We start from the raw sequence: 20,862 nt of genomic DNA on the forward strand, positions 1-20,862 counted from the left end.
CCACTACCTCAGCCGTTGGGCCCTACTGTCGCAACGATGGTCACTTGCTTGTTGTCAGGAATTTCCTGGTAAGCCAACACGTGCAAACCCGGCACTGCCAGCCGACCGAATCGCGAGAGCATCGCGCGAACCGGACCGGCCACCAGCAGAATCACCGGCTGACCTTGCATTTCCTGACGCTGCGCCGCATCGATCAACGAGCGTTGCAGTTTTTCCGCCATGCTTGGCTCCAGCAGAACACCCTCTTCCGAGCCTTGTCCTGCCTTCTGAAGACTATTGAGCAATATTTGTTCCAACCTTGGTTCCAAGGTGATCACAGGCAGCTCCGACTCAGTGCCTACAATGCTTTGCACGATTGCACGGGATACGCCGACGCGCACTGCGGCCACCAAAGCGGCGGTATCTTGACTCTTGGCGGCGTTGTTCGCGATGGCTTCGGCGATGCTGCGGATGTCCCGCACCGGCACCTGTTCGGCCAGCAACGCCTGCAAGACTTTGAGCAGTTGCGACAGCGAAACCACCCCCGGCACCAACTCTTCGGCCAGTTTCGGTGAGCTTTTGGCCAGCAATTGCATGAGTTGCTGGACTTCTTCGTGGCCAATCAGCTCGCTGGAGTGCTTGTACAGAATCTGGTTCAAGTGGGTCGCCACCACCGTACTGGCATCGACCACGGTGTAACCGAGGGATTGCGCCTGGGCACGCTGGCTGATTTCGATCCACACCGCTTCCAGGCCAAAAGCCGGATCTTTGGCGGTGATGCCATTGAGCGTGCCGTAGACCTGACCCGGGTTGATCGCCAGTTCGCGCTCCGGGTAAATCTCCGCTTCAGCCAGGATCACGCCCATCAGGGTCAGGCGATAGGCGCTAGGCGCCAGGTCGAGGTTGTCACGGATATGCACAGTCGGCATCAGGAAGCCCAGGTCCTGGGAGAGCTTTTTACGCACCCCCTTGATCCGCGCCAGCAACTGCCCACCCTGGTTGCGATCCACCAGCGGAATCAGGCGGTAGCCCACTTCCAGGCCAATCATGTCGATCGGCGTCACGTCATCCCAGCCAAGCTCCTTGGTTTCCTGAGCCCGGGCCGGTGACGGCAGCAACTCCTGCTGACGCTTGACCTCTTGCAGGGCCTGAACCTTGACCGCGTTCTGCTTCTTCCAGAACAGGTAAGCGCCACCGGCCGCCAGGGCTGCCATGGACAGAAAGGAGACGTGTGGCATGCCGGGCACCAGGCCCATCACCGCCATCAAGCCTGCGGCCACCGCCAAGGCTTTCGGCGAGGCGAACATCTGACGATTGATTTGTTTACCCATGTCTTCCGAGCCGGAAGCACGGGTCACCATGATCGCGGCAGCGGTCGACAACAGCAGTGATGGCAATTGCGCCACCAAACCGTCACCGATGGTCAACAGCGCATAAACCTTGCCGGCATCACCAAAGCTCATGCCGTGCTGGAAGATACCCACCGCCATGCCGCCGATCAGGTTGATGAATAGAATCAGCAGACCGGCGATGGCATCACCGCGCACGAATTTGCTGGCACCGTCCATGGAACCGTAGAACTCGGCCTCCTGGGCGACTTCCATCCGGCGCAGTTTCGCCTGGTTCTGATCGATCAGGCCGGCGTTCAAGTCGGCGTCGATCGCCATCTGTTTACCGGGCATCGCGTCGAGGGTGAAACGCGCGCTCACCTCGGAAATCCGCCCGGCGCCCTTGGTTACCACGACGAAGTTGATGATCATCAAAATCGCGAAGACCACGATACCGACCACGTAGTTACCGCCGATCACCACTTCACCGAAGGCCTGGATCACCTTACCGGCGGCGGCATGGCCGTCCTGACCGTGGAGCATCACCACCCGCGTGGAGGCCACGTTCAGCGCCAGTCGCAGCAATGTCGCCACCAGCAGAATGGTCGGGAACACCGCAAAATCCAGCGGCCGCAAGGCGTACACGCAAACCAGCAACACGACGATGGACAAGGCAATGTTGAAGGTGAAAAACACGTCCAGCAGGAACGGCGGCACCGGCAACATCATCATGGCCAGCATGACCAGCAGCAACAGCGGCACGCCCAGATTGCCCCGACTGAGGTCGGCGACGTTTGTGCGGGCACTGTTGATTAACTGAGAGCGATCCACCGGTTTTCCCCGTTCCTTTAAAGCAAACTTTTGACGCCTGAAGCAGGCGCAGGGCGGCTATTGCAAGAAGCCTTCCAACTTTTGCCAAGGAGGGAAATAGATAGATTTGTTGAGCCCGGGGTAGCAGCTGCCGAGCTGCGCGAGGCTGCGTTCGACTGCGCAGCAGTCGCAAATCCTGTGCGAGGACTGCGTCCTCGAACGCAGCCTCGCAAGCTCGGCAGCTGCTACGAACAAGGTGGATCAGAGGCGGGACATGACATCGCTCAAGTTCACTGCCCCACCATTCGTCCAAAGACCTGCACAGCCGTAAGTTTTGATAGTAGCCAAAACGGCCTTATGGGTATTGGATGGTGATCATCAGCGTTGGTAATACCAAGCGCCGGAGCAGCGATCATGCCCAAGAAAGCGGTCAAGTCATTCAACGATGCCAAAGGCTTCGATCTGGTTGCGCCCAAGCAACAGGACGACAGGAAGAAACAGGAAAACAGTATCGCGAAAGAGCCCGGCAATGAAAAAGCCAAGAGGCGGCATCAGCGCCCGTAGGCGCTGTCGAAGGCGGCGATCTTTTTGATTTCAGAACCGTAGACCCGATCAGGAATCGCGTCGCAGATCCGGCGGAATCGGCAAATCATCTTTCAGCGGATCCGGACGTTTGCCCTTGCCCGCGCGGTACTGGCGGATCTGGTAGACGTACGCCAATACCTGAGCCACCGCCAGATACAGCCCACCTGGAATTTCCTGATCCAGTTCCGTGGAGTAGTAAATCGAACGCGCCAGGGCGGGCGATTCGAGTAACTGCACTTGGTTGGCCACGGCGATTTCGCGGATCTTCAAGGCCAGGAAGTCGCTACCCTTGGCGATCAGCATCGGCGCACCACCCTTCTCCGGATCGTACTTGAGCGCCACGGCGTAGTGGGTCGGGTTGGTGATGACCACGTCGGCGTCGGGGATCGCGGCCATCATTCGCCGCTGCGACATCTCGCGCTGCAACTGGCGAATGCGCTGTTTGACCTCCGGCCGCCCCTCCTGATCCTTGTGCTCGTCACGCACTTCCTGCTTGGTCATCAGCAGCTTATTGTGGCTTTCCCAGAGCTGCACCGGCACGTCGACCGCCGCAATGATGATCAGCCCGCAAGCCATCCACAAGGTGCTCCAGCCGACCACTTGCAGGCTGTGAATGATCGCCATGTCCAACGGCTCATGAGCGATGCGCAGCAGATCGTCGATGTCCGACGACAAGACCGCCAACGCCACGAACAACACGATGAAAAACTTCGCCAGAGCCTTGAGCAGCTCCACCAGCGCCTTGGCCGAGAACATTCGTTTCAGCCCTGCGGCGGGATTCATGCGACTGAACTTGGGCGCCATGGAGCCAGCCGCAAACAGCCACCCCCCCAGGGAAATCGGGCCGATCAGCGCGGCCAGCAGCAAGGTGATCATCACCGGCTGAATCGCGAACAAGGCGATCTGTCCCGAATGCAGCAGATAAGTCGCCATGGAGCGCTGATCCAGAATCACCTCTCGCGAGAGCGAGAAGTTCATGCGCATCAGCTCCATCAAATCCTGGGCCAGGGCGCCACCAAAAATCAGCAGCCCACCAGCGCCGGCGAGCATGACCGCCAGAGTGTTGAGCTCCTTGGAGCGCGCAATCTCACCCTTCTCACGGGAGTCCTTTTTGCGTTTCTCCGTGGGGTCTTCTGTTTTGTCCTGACCGCTTTCGCTCTCAGCCATGACTCAGCGCGCCTGTGCCAGTTCGCGTAACAACTGCAAGGCCTCGGCGGCCAGCGGTTGATACTGATTGAGAATGTCCGCCAGGCCGACCCAGACGATGAACAGTCCAAGTACCAGGGTCAGCGGGAAACCGATCGAGAAGATGTTCAGCTGCGGCGCCGCCCGGGTCATCACGCCAAATGCAATATTGACCACCAGCAACGCGGTGATCGCCGGCAGCACCAGCAACAGCGCCGCACCAAGCACCCAGCCGAGCTTGCCGGCCAGTTCCCAGAAATGATTGACCATCAACCCGCCACCGACCGGCAGCGTGGTGAAGCTTTCAGTGAGGACTTCGAACACCACCAAGTGGCCGTTCATCGACAGGAACAACAGCGTCACCAGCATGGTGAAAAACTGCCCGATCACCGCCACTGACACGCCGTTCGTAGGGTCGACCATCGAAGCGAAGCCCATGCCCATCTGGATCGCGACAATTTGCCCGGCGACCACGAATGCCTGGAAAAACAGCTGCAAGGAAAAGCCCAACACCGCGCCGATGATGATTTGCTCGGCGATCAGCAGCATCGCGCTCAGGTCCAGCGCGTTGACCGCGGGCATGGGCGGCAGACCCGGTGCGATGACCACAGTGATCGCCAGCGCGAAGTACAAACGCACGCGCTTGGGCACCAGCGTCGTGCCGAAAATCGGCATGACCATCAGCAACGAGCCGATGCGAAACAGCGGCAACATGAACGTCGCCACCCAGGTGCTGATCTGGGTATCGGTCAGCTGCAGCAGCGACATGGCTTAACCGATGACCTGAGGAATGCTGTGGTACAGCTGCAGAATGTATTCCATGAAGGTCTGCACCAGCCACGGGCCGGCAACGATCAGCGTCACCAGCATCACCAGCAGGCGCGGCAGGAAGCTCAGGGTCTGTTCGTTGATCTGCGTGGCCGCCTGGAACATCGCCACCAACAGCCCCACCAGCAAGCTCGGGATCACCAGCACGGCGACCATCATGGTGGTCAGCCACAGCGCTTCGCGAAAGATGTCTACGGCAACTTCGGGCGTCATGGTGAAACACCGCCGAAGCTGCTGGCCAACGTGCCGATGATCAACGCCCAGCCATCCACCAGCACGAACAGCATGATTTTGAACGGCAGAGAAATGATCAGTGGCGAGAGCATCATCATACCCATCGCCATCAGCACACTGGCCACCACCAAGTCGATGATCAGGAACGGAATGAAGATCATGAAGCCAATCTGGAACGCGGTTTTCAGTTCCGAGGTCACGAACGCCGGCACCAGAATCGTCAGCGGCGCCTGATCCGGCGTAGCAATATCAGTGCGCTTGGACAGGCGCATGAACAGCTCCAGATCGCTGCTGCGAGTCTGGGCCAGCATGAAGTCCTTGATCGGCACCTGAGCCTTGGCGACAGCATCCTGAGCGGTGAGTTTCTCCGCCAGATACGGCTGCAAGGCATCCTGATTCACCCGATCGAACACCGGCGCCATGATAAACATGGTGAGGAACAGCGCCATGCCGGTGAGGATCTGGTTCGACGGTGTCTGCTGCAAGCCCAGAGCCTGACGCAGGATCGAGAACACGATGATGATCCGGGTAAAACTGGTCATCAGCATGACGAACGCCGGGATGAAACTCAGCGCCGTCATGATCAGCAGGATTTGCAGGCTGACCGAGTATTCCTGGGCGCCATTGGCATTGGTGCCCAGGGTGATCGCCGGGATCGACAACGGATCGGCGGCGAACGCCAGTGGCGCAGCCAGCATCAGGGCCAGCGTCAAGACGATGCGTAACGCACCCATTACTTCTTATCCTTCTGATCCTTGCCAAGCATCTCCAACAGACGCTGGGCAAACTCCGGAGTCGCTTTCTCGGTTGCGCCCGGCACTTGTACCGGCTCCTTGAGCACATGCAACGCGGTGATGGTGCCGGGGCTCAGGCCGAGCAGAATCTGTTCGTTGCCGACCTGTACCAGCATCAAGCGGTCACGGGGGCCGAGGGCTCGGGAACCGATCAACTCGATCACTTGCCCCTTGCCCGCCGGGCCGGCCTGCTGAACCCGGCGCAGCAGCCAGGCGAGGAAGAAGATCAACCCCAGCACCAGCAGCAAGCCGAACACCAATTGCGTCAATTGCCCGGCCACACCACTGCTGACAGCTGGCGCGGCGGCCGCTGTCGCAGCAGTCGTCATCGACTCGGCCGCCAGCACGCTGGATGGCAAGGCCAACAGAACCGCAAGAACCTTGTTCACTCAGCGCAGCTTCTTGATGCGTTCGCTTGGGCTGATCACGTCGGTCAGGCGGATGCCGAACTTTTCGTTGACCACTACCACTTCGCCGTGGGCGATGAGCGTGCCGTTGACCAGCACGTCCAGCGGCTCGCCGGCCAGGCGATCGAGCTCGATCACCGAACCCTGGTTGAGTTGCAGCAGGTTGCGGATGTTGATGTCGGTGCTGCCGACTTCCATGGAAATCGACACCGGGATATCAAGGATCACGTCCAGGTTCGGACCGTCCAGCGTCACTGGATCGTTGTTCTTCGGCACGCTGCCGAACTCTTCCATCGGCAGACGGTTGGAGCCCGACGTACCGGCATCGGCCGCCAGCAGCGCATCAATGTCAGCCTGCCCGGCGTCACCGGTCTCTTCCAGGGCCGCAGCCCATTCGTCGGCCAGTGCCTGGTCGTCCTGGGCGTTCATATCGTCGTTCATCATTTGTCCTCGGCGGGCAACAATTCAGTTAAATGCGTAGGGGGAGTACGAGCGCCGGTCAGCGGCGCTCGATCGGCTCGATCACTTGCAACGCGAGGTTGCCTTTGTGCGAGCCCATCTTGACCTTGAAGGCCGGCACGCCGTTGGCGCGCATGATCATTTCTTCCGGCATCTCGACCGGGATCACGTCGCCGGGCTGCATGTGCAGGATGTCGCGAAGGCGCAGCTGGCGGCGGGCAACGGTGGCACCGATCGGTACGTCGACGTCCAGCACGTCCTGGCGCAAGGCGTTGATCCAGCGCTCGTCCTGATCGTCGAGGTCCGACTGGAAGCCGGCATCGAGCATCTCGCGCACCGGCTCGATCATCGAGTACGGCATGGTCACGTGCAGGTCGCCGCCACCGCCATCGAGTTCGATGTGGAACGTCGACACCACAATGGCTTCGCTCGGCCCGACGATGTTGGCCATGGCCGGGTTCACTTCCGAGTTGATGTACTCGAAGTTCACTTCCATGATCGCCTGCCAGGCTTCCTTCAAATCGACGAAAGCCTGTTCCAGCACCATGCGCACCACACGCAGTTCGGTGGGGGTGAATTCACGCCCTTCGATCTTCGCGTGACGGCCGTCGCCGCCGAAGAAGTTGTCCACCAGCTTGAACACCAGTTTGGCGTCGAGGATGAACAGCGCGGTGCCGCGCAGCGGCTTGATCTTGACCAGGTTGAGGCTGGTCGGCACGTACAGCGAGTGCACGTATTCACCGAACTTCATCACCTGCACGCCACCGACGGCAACGTCCGCCGAGCGGCGCAGCATGTTGAACATGCTGATGCGGGTGTAGCGGGCGAAACGCTCGTTGATCATTTCCAGCGTCGGCATGCGTCCACGGACGATGCGATCCTGGCTGGTCAGGTCGTAGCTTTTGACACTGCCGGGTTCGGCAGCGTTATCGGTCTGTACCAGACCATCGTCGACGCCATGCAACAGCGCATCGATCTCATCCTGGGACAGCAGGTCCTGCACGGCCATGTCGTGTTCCTACTGCAGTACGAAATTAGTGAAAAGCAACTGTTCGATCACCACTTTGCCCAGCTCTTTCTGCGCCACTTCCTGAACGCTGGCCGTGGCTTTCTGACGCAACATCTCCTGGCCGACCGGGGTCGCCAGCGTGGCGAAATCCTGACCGGAAAACAGCATGACCAGGTTGTTGCGGATCACTGGCATGTGGACTTTGAGCGCCTCCAGATCAGCCTGATTACGCCCCTGCATGGTGATGCTCACCTGCATGTAGCGCTGACGGCCGTTCTGGGTGTAGTTGGCTACGAAGGCTGGAGCCATTGGCTCGAAGATCGCCGGCTGCTTGCCGACCACAGCGGTTTCAGTCGCGGCGGCAGGCTTGCTCTGGGCGCCGTGCATGAAGAACCAGGTCGCCCCCACGGACAAGCCGATCGCCAGCAGCAGGGCCACGACGATCACAATGATCAGCTTGATTTTGCCTTTGGTTGCGGGGTCTTTTACTACTGCTTCACTCTTCGCCATGCCAATAATCCGTCACTATTCGGGTTTTCACAGTCGCACGGCAAGGCAAGAGCAAGTGTTATGCCAGAAGTGTCTGGGGCTATGTGGAGGCGGCAGGCAGGCAACGGAAATCAAAAGATCGCAGCCTTCGGCGGCTCCTGCATTTGGATGGTGTACACCCGTAGATACAAGGAGCTGCCGAAGGCTGCGATCTTTTGAGGGGGCGTCCTGATTTATCAGGCGTAATAATCGACCGCGCTGGTGCCGATCACGCTGGTGGTGTTAGCGGCCACGTCAGCGACCGTCGCAGGAAGCTCCTCATCGATGGAATCGAGGCGACCGCCACTGGCATTGGTGCGCCCGCCCTGCCCCTGTTGAGCCTGTTCCTGCCCTTGGCCCTGCCAGCCACGGGACTGATCGGAAACGTTGACGTCGACCTGGCCCATGCCCTGCTGCGCGAACATGTCTCGCAGGCGATGCATTTGCCCGTCGAGTGCTTCGCGAACGCTTGGGTGAGCGCTCATGAAGGTCACTTGGGTCTGCTGATCCGGAACCATGTTCACCCGAATATCGAGGCGTCCCAGTTCGGCCGGTTGCAACTGGATATCCGCCGCCTTGAGATTGGCGCTGGACAGGTACATGACCCGGTTGACCACCTCTTCGGTCCAACCGCTCTGATGCATGGCGATCGGTTGGTTCACCGGCAATGCATTGGCAGTCTTGGGTGTTGCCGCTTGGGTCAGAGCCGCCAGACGATTGGCGAAGTCATCGACACGGGTGTCGCTGCTGGCGGACTTGAGATCCTTGAGGCCGTCATCGATCAGGCCACTGAACGCCTTCTCGCCGCCCTGGCTGGTGCTGTCCTGATCGGCCTGCACGTCGAGCATGCTCGCCATGCCTGCAGCAAAGTTCTGTGCCGAGGTCAGCTCGCCGTCGACGTGAGCCTGAGTCGGCGCCGCTTTTGGCTGAGCCTGGCTGGCGGCCGAAACGTGCCCGCTCTGCTCCAACGCCATACGCACGGCCGGCAGTGCATCAAGAGGATCGGCTTCGGGATCGAAATCAGGATCGGTGGTCGCAGCGGCCGGCGTCGCTGTTGCGGTAACGGCGGCCGCGACGGGTGCTTGTACGGTTGACTGCACAGCGGCGACAACCGGTGGGGTTTCCGGCACAGGGGCTGGCAGCACCGGCTGCACCACTTGCATCAACGCCGGATCGAGGGCTGGATCGACAGGCGCGGTATCGACTACCGGCGTCGTCGGCTCAGCGGTATCCGGCGCGTCATCGCTGGCGGTCTTGTCATCGGCCTGCGCCGGTTTATCGGCGGGCAAGGATTTGCCGCTATCGGCAACCGTCGGTTCCTGGGCGGCAGACGAGTCGTTGCCCACGTCCTTTTTGCCAGTGTTGTCCGAGGCTTTGTCACGTACAGGTTTAGCCGATCCGTCCGCCGTAGCCGAAGGCTTGTTCTGGGCTTGATTGGCGTAGACCTCAGCGAAGCTGGACGCCTTGTCCCCGGGCTCAACCGTCGACGCCGGTGTATTGGCGGACGCGGCTTGAGTCTTGGCCGCAGCAGCGGCCTGAATAAGAATGTTGGGGGTAACGGGCATGGAACGGTCTCCGCTGCACTGGGATCGTAGGTACAGTTGAGTGAGTTGACTGCAAGGGTCGAGCCAGCTTTGTTCGCTGGCCGCCAAAAGCGCTGGATGGTTGTCTTATTCAGCCAGGGAACGTTGGCGCTCTGCCTCAAAAAGCGGTCGAACAATCGCGAATTCGCCGTCGATCTCTCCAACCAGCGCTTCTATGCCTTCGAGTTTTTTCTCTTTGGCTCGCTGCTCCAGCTCATGGCACAGCTCAGCCAACCGAGTCGCGCCCATGTTGCTGCTGCTGCCCTTGAAACTGTGCGCCGTGGCACCTAACCGATCGGCATCGTCAGCCTTGCGCAGCAAGCTCAATCGCTCTTCGGAATCGCTGAGAAAGGTATCGAGCAATTCTGGATACCCATCCTCCATAACTTCCTGCAACGCGCTCAGCACGTCACGATCCAGATGTGTGTTGTCCACTTGTTCACTCCTTTGATCAAGAATGCCTGGGATTATGCCTGAGCCTCCCAGAAAAACTCCACGCGAGCACTGCGCCCATTATCGGACCAGCTCGCATGATGACTCAACTGTCGGATCAAACTGACTCCACGCCCCGACAAACGGACATCATCGACGGGACGCTCCATCACCCGCACCACATCGAAGCCCTTGCCACTGTCTTCGACTCGAACAGTCAGGCAACCACCTTCGCCTTTTGGCGTCACCTGCAAATGTACCCGCACATAGCCGTCCTGCAATTCGTCCAGGCGCGCACTGCGCTGCTGATAATAACGCGCAAAACCCGAAGCATCGCGCTTGAGACTCGAATCCAGACCTAGCACGCCATGCTCCAGGGCGTTGGAGTAAAGCTCTGCCAGCACACTGTAGAGCGCACCACTTTGAGCGCGCAGGCCGTGCACCTCAAACAGCAATTGCAACAGGTACGGCAGCGGGTTGAAGCGTTTGAGGGTGGCGGCGCGAAATTCGAAACTCACCGACCAGTCCAGCGGGCAGGACTGACCGCTGTCGGAATATACCGGTGCTGGCGGGCTCAGTTGCGCCGCATCCAACAGGCTGACCTCAACCATGCTCACGTCATCGCGAGCCTCGCCGCGAAAATCCCGCAGGGCCTGCTCGATTTCTTCGAACAGCGCATCGGGCTGACGATTGGCTGCAAACACCTGCTCCAATCGCTCTACGCCAAATAACTGTTCATTGGCATCGCAAGTATCGATCACTCCATCAGACAACAGGAACACCCGATCCCCGACAGCCATCGGGAACACCTCGGTGCGGTCATCGAAGGTTTGCGGGCTCAGCACACCCAGCGGCAAGTGCCGTGCCGCGAGTGCTGTACGCTCGCCACTGGTGGCGTTGTGCAAATAGCCGTCCGGCATCCCGCCGTTCCAGACCTCCACCGACCCTCGCTGAAAGCTCAGGCGCAGCAGGGTCGCGCAGCAGAACATGTCGACCGGCAGGATACGTTTGAGTTTGGCGTTCATCTCGCGCAGGGTTTCGGACAAGCCATAACCCTTGGCGGTCATGCCATAGAAAACTTCGGCCAACGGCATGGCACCGACAGCGGCCGGCAAACCATGGCCGGTGAAATCACCGAGTAACACATGCATGTCGCCGACCGGGGTAAACGCGGCCAGCAACAGATCGCCGTTGAACAGCGCATAGGGCGATTGCAGATAACGGATGTTCGGCGCATTCAGGCAACCGGAGTGGGCCACCTTGTCGAACACGGCTTTGGCCACTCGCTGCTCGTTGAGCAGGTAATCATGGTGCCTGGCGATCAGGTCGCGCTGCTCCAGCACCGTGGCCTGCAAACGCCGCAAGCGGTCCATTGCCTTGATCTTGGCCGCGAGGATCACCTGGTTGTAAGGCTTTGCCAGAAAGTCGTCGCCCCCGGCCTCCAGACAACGAGCCAAGGCTTCGCTTTCGGTCAGCGACGTCAGAAAGATGATCGGCACCAGGGTTTCGCCGGCCAGCGCCTTGATCTGCTGCGCGGCCTCGAAGCCATCCATCACCGGCATCATGGCGTCCATCAGCACCAGGTGCGGCCGCTGTGAGCGAAACGCCTCGACCGCCTCGGCGCCATTACTGGCTGTCAGCACTTCATGACCCTGACGACGGACGATAGTCGACAGCAGCATACGATCGGCCGCACTGTCTTCGGCGATCAGAATCGTCAGCGGCTCGAGCGGCTGCATGACAGTCAACTGATGTCGAACAGCTTGTCGAAGTTGGAGATGGCGAGGATTTTCTTCACATCGCTACTGCTGTTGACGACACGAATATCGGAGTTGTCGCCACCGGCGTGATCGCGCAGCAAAAGCAACATGCCCAGCGCCGAGCTATCGAGATAAGTGGCTTTCTTCAGGTCCACCACAATGGACTCGGGTTTACTGTTGAGTCGCTCGTAGGACTCGCGAAACTCCTGATGCCGACCGAAATCGAATCGTCCCTCGATCGAAATCGTCAGCTTTTTCCCATCCGAGGATACTTCTGTAACGACTGACATTTCACGGCTTCCTTGTCATTGACGAACGTACGTGTAGAAGGTTTAGCACCTGATGGGGGCTGGAGCAAGGCTGAAAAAATTGTACGGTTTGTGAAATCGCCTTCGCGGGCTACCTGATTCAATACGAATCCTGACGCGGCAACCGCTGGGACAATTCATCCAGCAACTTCTGCTCGCGCTTGTCTTCCAGTTGCCGTGCCTCATCCATGTAGCGCTGAACCAGTTTGCGCAAGCCTTCGACCCGGGCAAATGCCTGTTGCCAGGCTTCTCGGGCCTTGTTCAGGTTGTTTTGATGCCAGTTCAGGCTCTGGCGCTGCTGGTCGATGGCCGTGCCCAATTGCGCGAGAAAACCCTGATAGCCCAGCAGCCACTGACCCGAAACGCCGCCACTGCCGCGCACGATCCATTGTTCCTGGTAGTCGAGACGGAAGGCTTCGAGGTCGGCGAGTTTGCTTTCCGCCAAACGAACCTGGCCCTGGAAGTGCCCCAGGCGCTGGACGGCGGTTTTCTCGGCCTTTTCAGCCATGTCCACCACAGGCGCCAGGCGTGCCGCGCGACTCGAGGCCATGACCGGTTAACCGCCTGGCGCTGGCGCGAAGACCGAAGCAAGATGGTTTTCGCTGGCGCCCATGCTGATGTTGTCGTTCAAGCCCTGGCGCAGGTACAGGGACATGGCCGGTTGCAGATTGATCGCTGTGTCGGTTTCCCGGTCACCGCCGGGCACGTAGGCGCCGACACTGATCAGGTCGCGGCTCTGTTGATAGCGCGACCAGTATTGCTTGAACATCTGCGCGTGGTTCAGGTGTTTGATACCGACCACCGACGGCATGACCCGACTGATGGACGCTTCGATGTCGATGGCCGGGTAATGCCCTTCCTCGGCCAGACGCCGGGACAGCACGATGTGCCCGTCGAGCACACCCCGCGCCGAGTCGGCGATCGGGTCCTGTTGGTCATCGCCTTCAGACAATACCGTGTAGAACGCGGTGATCGAGCCACCGCCCTTTTCGGCGTTACCGGCCCGCTCCACCAGTTTCGGCAACTTGGCAAACACCGACGGCGGATAGCCCTTGGTCGCCGGCGGTTCGCCGATGGCCAGGGCGATTTCCCGCTGGGCCTGAGCGAAACGGGTCAGGGAATCCATCAGCAACAGGACATTCTTGCCCTTGTCGCGGAAATACTCGGCGATCCGCGTGCAGTACATGGCCGCGCGCAAACGCATCAGCGGCGCATCGTCCGCCGGCGAAGCCACCACCACCGAACGCTTGAGCCCTTCTTCACCGAGGATGTGCTCGATGAACTCTTTAACTTCTCGACCCCGCTCACCGATCAGCCCGACCACGATAATGTCGGCCTCGGTGAAACGGGTCATCATGCCCAACAGCACACTCTTGCCGACGCCGGTACCGGCGAACAGCCCGAGGCGCTGACCGCGACCGACCGTCAACAAACCGTTGATGCAGCGAATGCCCACGTCCAGCGGTTGACTGATCGGGTCACGCTTGAGCGGGTTGATGGTCGGGCCGTCCATTGGCACCCAGTCTTCAGCCTTCATCCCGCCCTTGCCATCCAGCGCACGACCGGCGCCATCGAGTACCCGCCCGAGCATGCTCATGCCCATCGGCAAGCGACCGTTGTCCGCCAGGGGAACCACGCGTGCGCCTGGCGCAATGCCGGCGACGCTGCCGACCGGCATCAGAAACACTTTGCTGCCGGAGAAGCCCATGACTTCGGCTTCGACCTGCACCGGGTGATAGCTGTCATCGTTGATGACCATGCAGCGGCTGCCCATGGCGGCGCGCAAGCCTTCGGCTTCGAGGGTCAGGCCGACCATACGCAACAGGCGACCTTCGAGGATCGGCGCGCCAGCCAGCTCCGTGGCCTCGGCGTAGCTGCCGAGGCGCTTGGCGAAGCTGGTGCGATCAAGGCGCATCGGGATGGTCCAGTTCCGGTTCGACCGGGGTGACGGCAGGCTTCTTGTCGATCGGCAATTCCAGGCTGAGGTCCGGCGCGGCCGGGTGCAACGCCTGATCGTGCAATTGGTCGAACAGCTTGGCCATGACCTGGGTCACACGGGTTTCGATGGTCGCATCGATACGGCTGTGTTCGGTCTCGACCCGGCAACCGCCCGGCAACAAGGACTCGTCCTCGACGATGCGCCAGGTTTCTTCATGGCGCTCGCGCAGGGCTTTGACCTGTTCGAAATCCTGCGGGTTGACGTACAACCGCACATTGCCCACGCCCAGTGGCAAGAGCTTGAGCGCTTCACGCATGACGTGTTCGATCTGCGTCGAGTCGATGGCCAGCTCGCGCTGAATAACCTGTTTGGTGATGTGCTGTACAAGGTCGACCAGCGACTTTTCGATCTGGGTGTCCTGCTCGGCAATGGGCTCGAACAGGTTGGCCATCAACTGTTCCAGGCCAGCGATCTTGGCCGTCAGGGCCACTTCGGCTTCCTGACGGACCTTGAGCGTGGTGCTATGGAAACCTTCTTTCTCGCCAACCGCGAAGCCTTCGTTGTAGGCCTCCTGGCGAATGCTTTCGAGCTCTTCGAGGGTCAGTGGCTGGACTTCTTCCAGCGGCACTTCTTCCATTTCCGGCGGTTCGGGTTCCGGTTCCGGCTCAGGTTCTGGCACAAACGGGTCGAAGCTGGGCAGCGCCCAGACATCGAAACCTGCGACGTTCTTGCCACGGATCAGGTCGGTCTGGGACTCATCATGTTTGGACGACATAGTGACCTTAGATCATCTCTTCGCCGCCCTTCCCGCCGAGAACGATTTCTCCGGCTTCGGCCATACGGCGGGCAATGGTGAGGATTTCTTTCTGCGCCGTTTCCACGTCGCTGACACGCACCGGGCCTTTGGCCTCGAGGTCGTCGCGCAACAGTTCGGCCGCTCGTTTGGACATGTTCTTGAAGATCTTTTCCTTGACGCCTTCGTCCGAGCCTTTGAGGGCCAGCACCAGGACGTCCGAGGACACCTCGCGCAACAGCGCCTGAATACCGCGGTCGTCGACATCGGACAGGTTGTTGAACACGAACATGAGGTCTTCGATCTGACCGGACAGGTCTTCGTCGACTTCGCGGATCGAGTCCATCAACTGACCTTCGATCGAGCTGTCGAGGAAGTTCATGATGTCTGCCGCGCGCTTGATGCCACCCAGGGTGGTGCGCGAGGCATTCGAGTTGCCGGAGAACTGCTTCTCGAGAATCTGGTTGAGCTCTTTCAGGGCCGCCGGCTGCACGGTGTTCAGCGAAGACACCCGCAGGATGATGTCCAGCCGCACCTTATGGTCGAAGTTGCCCAGCACTTCACCGGCCTGGTCCGGATCAAGGTACGCCACTACGATCGCCTGGATCTGCGGGTGCTCGTAGCGGATCACGTCGGCGACGGCGCGCGGTTCCATCCACTTCAGGCTGTCGAGGCCACTGGTGTTGCCGCCCAGCAGGATCCGGTCGATCAGGCCGTTGGCCTTGTCTTCGCCCAGGGCCTGGGTGAGCATTTTGCGCACGTAGTCGTCGGAGCCGACGCCCAGGCTGGTCTGGTCGCCGACGATGTCGACGAACTCGCTCATGACCTGTTCGACCTGCTCGCGGTGCACGTTACCCATCTGGGCCATGGCCACGCCCACACGCTGGACCTCTTTGGGCCCCATGTGGCGCAGCACTTGTGCGGCATCCGTAGAACCCAGGGACAGCAGCAGAATCGCGGCTTTATCAACCCGGGACAGTTTGGCGACAGCGGCTCGGTTATCACTCATCTGCGTTAATCCACTCTTTCACGACCTGGGCCACGCGACCCGGATCTTCTGCCACCAGACTCTTGATTGCGTTCAACTGTGCGTCATAGCCTTCGCTCGGGCTCGGCAGCAGGATGCTGGTCGGGCCACCGAGGCTGACGCGGTCGTTGGCCAGTTCGCCGTCCAGGCCGCCCATGCCACCGAGTTCCACGTCGCTGCCAAAGGCCGCGAGTTGCTTGTCTTTACCCCCGCCGGTGATGTTCTTGAGCACCGGACGCAACACACCGAACACCAGCACCAGGATGAACAACACCCCCAGCACTTGCTTGACGATGTCCCAGAACCACGGCTGGGAGTAGAACGGAATCTCGGCGATCACTTCACCGCGCTCAGCAGAGAACGGCATGTTGATCACGCTGACGCTGTCGCCACGGCTGGCGTCGAAACCGACCGCGTCCTGCACCAGGCGAGTGAAGCGCGCCAATTCATCGGCGCTCCACGGCGCACGGGTGGTTTCGCCATTGGCTGCGTTGACCTTGACCTGATCGTCCACCACCACCGACACCGACAGGCGATTCAAACGGCCCTGCTGTTGTTTGGTGTGGCTGATGGAACGGTCGAGCTCGAAGTTCTTGGTGGATTGTTGACGCTTGTCGGCCGGGTACGGCGCCAGCATCGGCTGACCAGTGGCCGGGTCCATGATCTGCTGACCGTTGGCATCAAGCAGTGGCTGGCCTGGCTGCACCATGCCGGCCGACGCAGTGGCGCCACCAGTGGTTTGCGGCGCCGAGGCAGGCGACGGCGGCTGGTTGCTCAAGGCACCCGGCACACCTTGCGGGCCATTGCTGGCGGTACGTTGTTCGTTGACCGACTGCTCGCTGCGCAACGCCGGTTGATCCGGGTTGAACTGCTCGGAAGTCGATTCGACGGCGCTGAAATCCACATCGGCCGAGACTTCGGCTTTATAGCGGTCGTTGCCCAGCACCGGTTGCAGGATGTTATGCACGCGCTGAGTCAGCATGCTTTCCATGCGACGGCTGTAATCGAACTGCTTGCCGGCCATGGTCAGCTCGGAGTTTTCCGCCTGATCCGACAGCAGGTTGCCCTTCTGGTCGACAACGGTGATCTGCGATTTGCTCAGTTCGGGAACGCTGGTCGCCACCAGATTGATGATGGCGACGACCTGGCCCGGCTCCAGCGAGCGACCGGAATACAGTTCAACCAGAACCGAAGCGCTTGGCTTGCGCTCGTCACGCACGAACACCGAACTTTTCGGAATCGCCAGGTGCACGCGGGCACCCTTGACGTTGTTCAGGCTGGAGATGGTCCGGGCCAGTTCGCCTTCGAGGCCGCGACGATAGCGGGTCGCCTCCATGAACTGACTGGTACCCAGCCCCTGCTCCTTGTCGAGAATCTCGAAACCGATATTGCCGTCGCTGGGAGTGACACCAGCGGCCGCGAGCTTGAGCCGCGCACGGGACAGGTCATCGGCCTTGACCAGCAAGGCACCGGAATTCGGTTCGACGGTATAGGGAATGTCGGCGGCGGCCAGGGTTTCCATGACCTGTTTGGCGTCCATGCCGGCGAGGCTGCCGTATAGAGGCCGGTAGTCCGGCTGCTGGGACCACAACACCACGGCAAAACCAATCGCCACGCTCGCAGCCAGGCCGACCAACAGGCCCACCTGACGCAACATGGTCATCTCGGAGAGGTTTTCCAGGAAAGACAACCCGAACAGCGGCGGTTTGCCGTCTATTGGAGTGGCCTTGGCCGGAACATTATCGGCGATTGCTTCTGCCATGACTCAATCTCGTCCTTAAACCGGCATCTGCATGATGTCTTGGTAAGCCTGAACCAGCTTGTTACGCACTTGGGTCAGTGCCTGAAAAGACACGCTGGCCTTCTGTGAGGAAATCATCACGTCCGTCAGGTCGACGCCGCTTTTACCGATCTCGAAGGCACTGGCCAACTGATTGGACGCCTGCTGGGTGTCGTTCACTTTATTGACGGCCTGACCGAGCATGTCGGCAAAGCTGCTGCCACCCACTTCAGGGACTGCGGCAGTCGATTTCGGCGCAGACATGGCATCCATTTGCATGGCGCGCATATCCAGCATCAACCGGTTGAATTCAATACCTTGGCTCATGGTCTGCTCTCTTTGGCTACTCGCAATTTTTTGACACTCACTCGGCGAGTAGTGAGGTGTTAGCAACAAGGGTGCCAGCTCCGTGGCCGCTCTAAACAAAAGCTCTCCTGTGCTTTTGTTTGCCGACCGTTACGTGGCGAACAAATACGCTTCCACATCCATTCCGGCATCGCGCATCTGCGCCAGCTTGTAGCGCAAGGTGCGCGGGCTGATGCCCAGTCGCTCGGCGGCTTCTTTGCGGCGGCCGCGCTCGGCGCGCAAGGTGTCGATGATCATTTGGAACTCACGGCGCCGCAGGTCATCGCCGAGGGCGCCCGCCGATTCGGCTTCGACTTCCACTGCTCGTGCAGGCGCCGGCGCCAATGCTGGCAATGGCGCACACGCCACGGGCCCGGCCAGACAAAAATCCTGCGGCTGGATCAAACCGCCCTGCTGCAGAATCAAGGCCCGCTGGATCGCGTTATCCAGTTCACGCACGTTGCCCGGCCACGGATAGCCGATCAGGCAGGCCTGCGCCTCGGGCGAAAGCTTTGCCGCGGCATGCTTCATTTTATTGACGTGTTTGGCCAGCAGGCGCTCGGCCAGCGGCAGGATGTCGGCGGTGCGCTCACGCAACGGACGCCAGGCCAACGGGAACACCGACAGGCGATAGTAAAGATCTTCGCGGAAACGCCCCGCCGCCACTTCACCGGCCAGGTCACGGTTAGTGGTAGCGACCACTCGAATATCCAGCGTGATCGGCTTGCGTGCGCCGACTCGTTCGACTTCGCGCTCCTGCAATACGCGCAGTAACTTGGCCTGCAGGCCGAGGGGCATTTCAGAAATTTCATCGAGCAGGATCGTCCCGCCATCGGCCTGCTCGAACTTGCCGGCCTGCGCCGCGATGGCGCCGGTGAACGAACCTTTTTCGTGACCGAACAAAGTGGCTTCAAGCATGTTGTCCGGGATCGCTGCGCAGTTGATCGCAATGAATGGCTGACTGGCGCGATGGGAGTGCTGATGGATGTAACGCGCCAGCACTTCCTTGCCGGTCCCGGACTCACCGGAGATCAACACCGTGGAATCACTGCGCGCCACGCGCGCGGCCAATTCCAGCAATTGCGCACTGGCCGGCTCGAACGCTACAGGCCCCTCGCTCTCGCTCGCGCCGAGATTGCCCAAGGCGTGACGCGCCACCAGGTCGAGCAAGGCTTTGGGCTCGAACGGCTTGACCAGGTAATCCGCCGCCCCCTGACGCATGGCGTCGACCGCACGTTCGACCGCACCGTGAGCGGTCATCAACAACACCGGCAGTTGCGGCTGACGAGCCCGCAGCAATCCAAGCAGCTGATGACCGTCCATGCCCGGCATGTTGACGTCACTGACCACCAGGCTAAATGCCTCGGCGCCAACCGCAGCCAGCGCCTCTTCCGCCGAACCGACCGCCTTGTAATCGTGTCCGGCAAGCACCAGCGTATCGGCCAGTGCTTCCCGTAGCGCGCGATCGTCCTCGACCAGTAAAACCTTGATGGTCATATCCTTCACTTCACTCCCTGAGCGCTGGACTGCTCACCCGCGAAAAGCGGCAGGATCACCTGCGCGCAAGTGCCGCGACCCGGCCGCGAACGCAACTGCAATTCTCCCTGATGAGCACGGGCCACTGCCTTGACCACGGTCAGCCCCAGACCGGTGCCGGTGGTTTTGGTGGTGAAAAACGGCTCGCCCAAACGTGCCAATACCTTCGTGTCGATACCACTGCCGCTGTCGCTGACCGATACGCGCAGGTTGTTGTCGCGGGTATACAGATGAACTTTCAAACGGACGTCGCCGGCGCTGGCCTGAATGGCGTTTTCGATCAGATTGAGGATCGCTCCGACCAGCGTATCGCGATTGCACAGCAACTCACCGGCATGACTGTCGCATTGCCAGCGCACCGGCAGATCCTGAACAAGAGTCAGCGCCGCCGCTTGCAGCGACTGCATCAGCATTTTTGGAGTAACACGATCGGTCAACGGCAGCTCACCGCGAGCGAACACCAGCATGTCGCGCACCTGGTGTTCCAGCTCATGCAGTCGCTCTTTCAGGCGGCCGGCAAAACGCTGCTGCGTGGCGACCGGTAGCTCCTGCTCAGTCAAATGACTGGCATAGAGCAACGCGGCGGACAACGGCGTACGAATCTGATGGGCCAACGAGGCGACCATGCGACCGAGCGACGACAGGCGCTCATGGCGGGCTAGTTGATCTTGCAGATGACGGGTTTCAGTCAGGTCGTTGAGCAACACCAACTGACCGGGTTCGGCATCCAGCGAGCGGGTAGCGATCGACAGGCGCCGACCGTCCTTGAGGGAGATTTCGTGACCGTCGTCTTCGCGCGGCGCAAAGCATCGCGCAATGACCTGGCGCCACAGCTCGCCTTCGAGCGGCAAGCCGAGCAACTCACACGCGGCGGGATTGGCTTCACGCACGATGCCTTGGGCGTCGATGACAATGACGCCGCCGGGCAATAGATCGAGGAGGTTTTGCAGCCGGTTGGCCAGACGCTCTTTTTCCGCCAGCTCCTGCATGCGCTGGGCGCTGACCACCGCCAGCTCACCCTTGAGCTCGGTGACCCGGGCTTCGAGCATGCTGTAGGAATCGGTCAATTGGCTCGACATCTGGTTGAACAGCGCAAACGCCTGCTCAAGGCCAAGCCGGCTTGCCTGCTCTACGGACGACGGTTGCCCCGAAACATCAAGGACAGGAGACATCTGGGCGGCTTGGGGCATTGTGCTCTCTCGCGTGGTGACCG

General features: G+C 60.4%; 22 protein-coding genes. 1 reads left to right on the forward strand and 21 read right to left on the reverse strand.

All coding sequences use genetic code 11. From position 1 onward, the window contains the following. Nucleotides 1-8: 8 nt before the first annotated feature. The gene (flhA, locus tag FFH90_RS22545; protein ID WP_007938653.1) at nucleotides 9-2,138 is read right to left on the reverse strand and encodes a flagellar biosynthesis protein FlhA; all 2,130 of its coding nucleotides are present in this window, start codon (nucleotides 2,136-2,138) and stop codon (nucleotides 9-11) included. A 393-nt stretch (nucleotides 2,139-2,531) separates the two neighbouring features. On the opposite strand from flhA, the gene FFH90_RS30050 reads away from it, so the two are divergent. Further along, the gene (locus tag FFH90_RS30050) at nucleotides 2,532-2,681 is read left to right on the forward strand and encodes a hypothetical protein (RefSeq protein WP_018925056.1); all 150 of its coding nucleotides are present in this window, start codon (nucleotides 2,532-2,534) and stop codon (nucleotides 2,679-2,681) included. Nucleotides 2,682-2,729: 48 nt separating this feature from the next. On the opposite strand, the gene flhB is transcribed toward FFH90_RS30050, so the two are convergent. The 20 genes from flhB to FFH90_RS22650 form a co-directional block, all read right to left on the reverse strand. Then, the gene (gene flhB, locus FFH90_RS22555; protein WP_018925055.1) at nucleotides 2,730-3,869 is read right to left on the reverse strand and encodes a flagellar biosynthesis protein FlhB; all 1,140 of its coding nucleotides are present in this window, start codon (nucleotides 3,867-3,869) and stop codon (nucleotides 2,730-2,732) included. 3 nt (nucleotides 3,870-3,872) lie between these two features. Beyond that, entirely contained in the window at nucleotides 3,873-4,655 is a 783-nt protein-coding gene (gene fliR, locus FFH90_RS22560) for a flagellar biosynthetic protein FliR (RefSeq protein ID WP_018925054.1), read from the reverse strand. 3 nt (nucleotides 4,656-4,658) lie between these two features. Then, nucleotides 4,659-4,928 carry a flagellar biosynthesis protein FliQ gene (fliQ, locus tag FFH90_RS22565; protein ID WP_007938648.1) on the reverse strand — a complete coding sequence of 90 codons (270 nt, stop codon included), beginning with the start codon at nucleotides 4,926-4,928 and terminating at the stop codon, nucleotides 4,659-4,661. Next, complete coding sequence (gene fliP, locus FFH90_RS22570; RefSeq protein ID WP_007938646.1) at nucleotides 4,925-5,683, reverse strand: flagellar type III secretion system pore protein FliP; 759 nt, start codon at nucleotides 5,681-5,683, stop codon at nucleotides 4,925-4,927. The genes fliQ and fliP overlap by 4 nt, the downstream gene beginning before the upstream one ends. Beyond that, the gene (gene fliO / locus FFH90_RS22575) at nucleotides 5,683-6,132 is read right to left on the reverse strand and encodes a flagellar biosynthetic protein FliO (RefSeq protein WP_138866118.1); all 450 of its coding nucleotides are present in this window, start codon (nucleotides 6,130-6,132) and stop codon (nucleotides 5,683-5,685) included. Before fliO ends, fliP begins: the two co-directional genes overlap by 1 nt. Next, the gene (gene fliN / locus FFH90_RS22580) at nucleotides 6,133-6,591 is read right to left on the reverse strand and encodes a flagellar motor switch protein FliN (protein ID WP_007938642.1); all 459 of its coding nucleotides are present in this window, start codon (nucleotides 6,589-6,591) and stop codon (nucleotides 6,133-6,135) included. 58 nt (nucleotides 6,592-6,649) lie between these two features. After that, nucleotides 6,650-7,618, reverse strand: a complete 969-nt coding sequence (fliM, locus tag FFH90_RS22585) for a flagellar motor switch protein FliM (protein WP_007938639.1) — start codon at nucleotides 7,616-7,618, stop codon at nucleotides 6,650-6,652. Nucleotides 7,619-7,627: 9 nt separating this feature from the next. Further along, complete coding sequence (gene fliL / locus FFH90_RS22590) at nucleotides 7,628-8,128, reverse strand: flagellar basal body-associated protein FliL (protein ID WP_064619464.1); 501 nt, start codon at nucleotides 8,126-8,128, stop codon at nucleotides 7,628-7,630. Between the two features lie 215 nt (nucleotides 8,129-8,343). Beyond that, nucleotides 8,344-9,711, reverse strand: coding sequence for a flagellar hook-length control protein FliK (locus FFH90_RS22595; RefSeq protein ID WP_111454393.1), 1,368 nt, complete (start codon nucleotides 9,709-9,711; stop codon nucleotides 8,344-8,346). 105 nt (nucleotides 9,712-9,816) lie between these two features. Beyond that, the gene (locus tag FFH90_RS22600) at nucleotides 9,817-10,164 is read right to left on the reverse strand and encodes an Hpt domain-containing protein (protein ID WP_018925049.1); all 348 of its coding nucleotides are present in this window, start codon (nucleotides 10,162-10,164) and stop codon (nucleotides 9,817-9,819) included. A 32-nt stretch (nucleotides 10,165-10,196) separates the two neighbouring features. After that, nucleotides 10,197-11,900, reverse strand: a complete 1,704-nt coding sequence (locus FFH90_RS22605; protein WP_111454394.1) for a fused response regulator/phosphatase — start codon at nucleotides 11,898-11,900, stop codon at nucleotides 10,197-10,199. Nucleotides 11,901-11,905: 5 nt separating this feature from the next. Continuing rightward, nucleotides 11,906-12,211 carry an STAS domain-containing protein gene (locus tag FFH90_RS22610; protein WP_111454395.1) on the reverse strand — a complete coding sequence of 102 codons (306 nt, stop codon included), beginning with the start codon at nucleotides 12,209-12,211 and terminating at the stop codon, nucleotides 11,906-11,908. Between the two features lie 118 nt (nucleotides 12,212-12,329). Then, a complete protein-coding gene (gene fliJ, locus FFH90_RS22615) occupies nucleotides 12,330-12,779 on the reverse strand; it encodes a flagellar export protein FliJ (RefSeq protein ID WP_018925046.1) in 450 nt (149 codons plus the stop codon). Nucleotides 12,780-12,785: 6 nt separating this feature from the next. Next, nucleotides 12,786-14,144, reverse strand: coding sequence for a flagellar protein export ATPase FliI (fliI, locus tag FFH90_RS22620; RefSeq protein ID WP_018925045.1), 1,359 nt, complete (start codon nucleotides 14,142-14,144; stop codon nucleotides 12,786-12,788). Next, nucleotides 14,134-14,943: a flagellar assembly protein FliH gene (gene fliH / locus FFH90_RS22625; protein ID WP_138866119.1), complete on the reverse strand. Its 810-nt coding sequence runs from the start codon at nucleotides 14,941-14,943 to the stop codon at nucleotides 14,134-14,136. Before fliH ends, fliI begins: the two co-directional genes overlap by 11 nt. Nucleotides 14,944-14,950: 7 nt before the next feature. Further along, nucleotides 14,951-15,970 (reverse strand): flagellar motor switch protein FliG, encoded by a 1,020-nt coding sequence (fliG, locus tag FFH90_RS22630; RefSeq protein WP_003184041.1) that lies wholly within the window; start codon nucleotides 15,968-15,970, stop codon nucleotides 14,951-14,953. Continuing rightward, nucleotides 15,963-17,750, reverse strand: a complete 1,788-nt coding sequence (gene fliF / locus FFH90_RS22635) for a flagellar basal-body MS-ring/collar protein FliF (protein WP_086945865.1) — start codon at nucleotides 17,748-17,750, stop codon at nucleotides 15,963-15,965. Before fliF ends, fliG begins: the two co-directional genes overlap by 8 nt. Nucleotides 17,751-17,765: 15 nt before the next feature. Next, entirely contained in the window at nucleotides 17,766-18,095 is a 330-nt protein-coding gene (fliE, locus tag FFH90_RS22640) for a flagellar hook-basal body complex protein FliE (RefSeq protein WP_018925042.1), read from the reverse strand. Between the two features lie 129 nt (nucleotides 18,096-18,224). Beyond that, a complete protein-coding gene (gene fleR / locus FFH90_RS22645; protein WP_111454398.1) occupies nucleotides 18,225-19,610 on the reverse strand; it encodes a sigma-54-dependent response regulator transcription factor FleR in 1,386 nt (461 codons plus the stop codon). A 5-nt stretch (nucleotides 19,611-19,615) separates the two neighbouring features. Beyond that, a complete protein-coding gene (locus FFH90_RS22650) occupies nucleotides 19,616-20,839 on the reverse strand; it encodes a PAS domain-containing sensor histidine kinase (RefSeq protein ID WP_138866120.1) in 1,224 nt (407 codons plus the stop codon). Between the last annotated feature and the right edge of the window lie 23 nt (nucleotides 20,840-20,862).

Origin of the sequence: Pseudomonas sp. ATCC 43928 (assembly GCF_005938665.2) — a bacterium.
In the GTDB taxonomy this organism is placed as follows: Bacteria; Pseudomonadota; Gammaproteobacteria; order Pseudomonadales; family Pseudomonadaceae; genus Aquipseudomonas.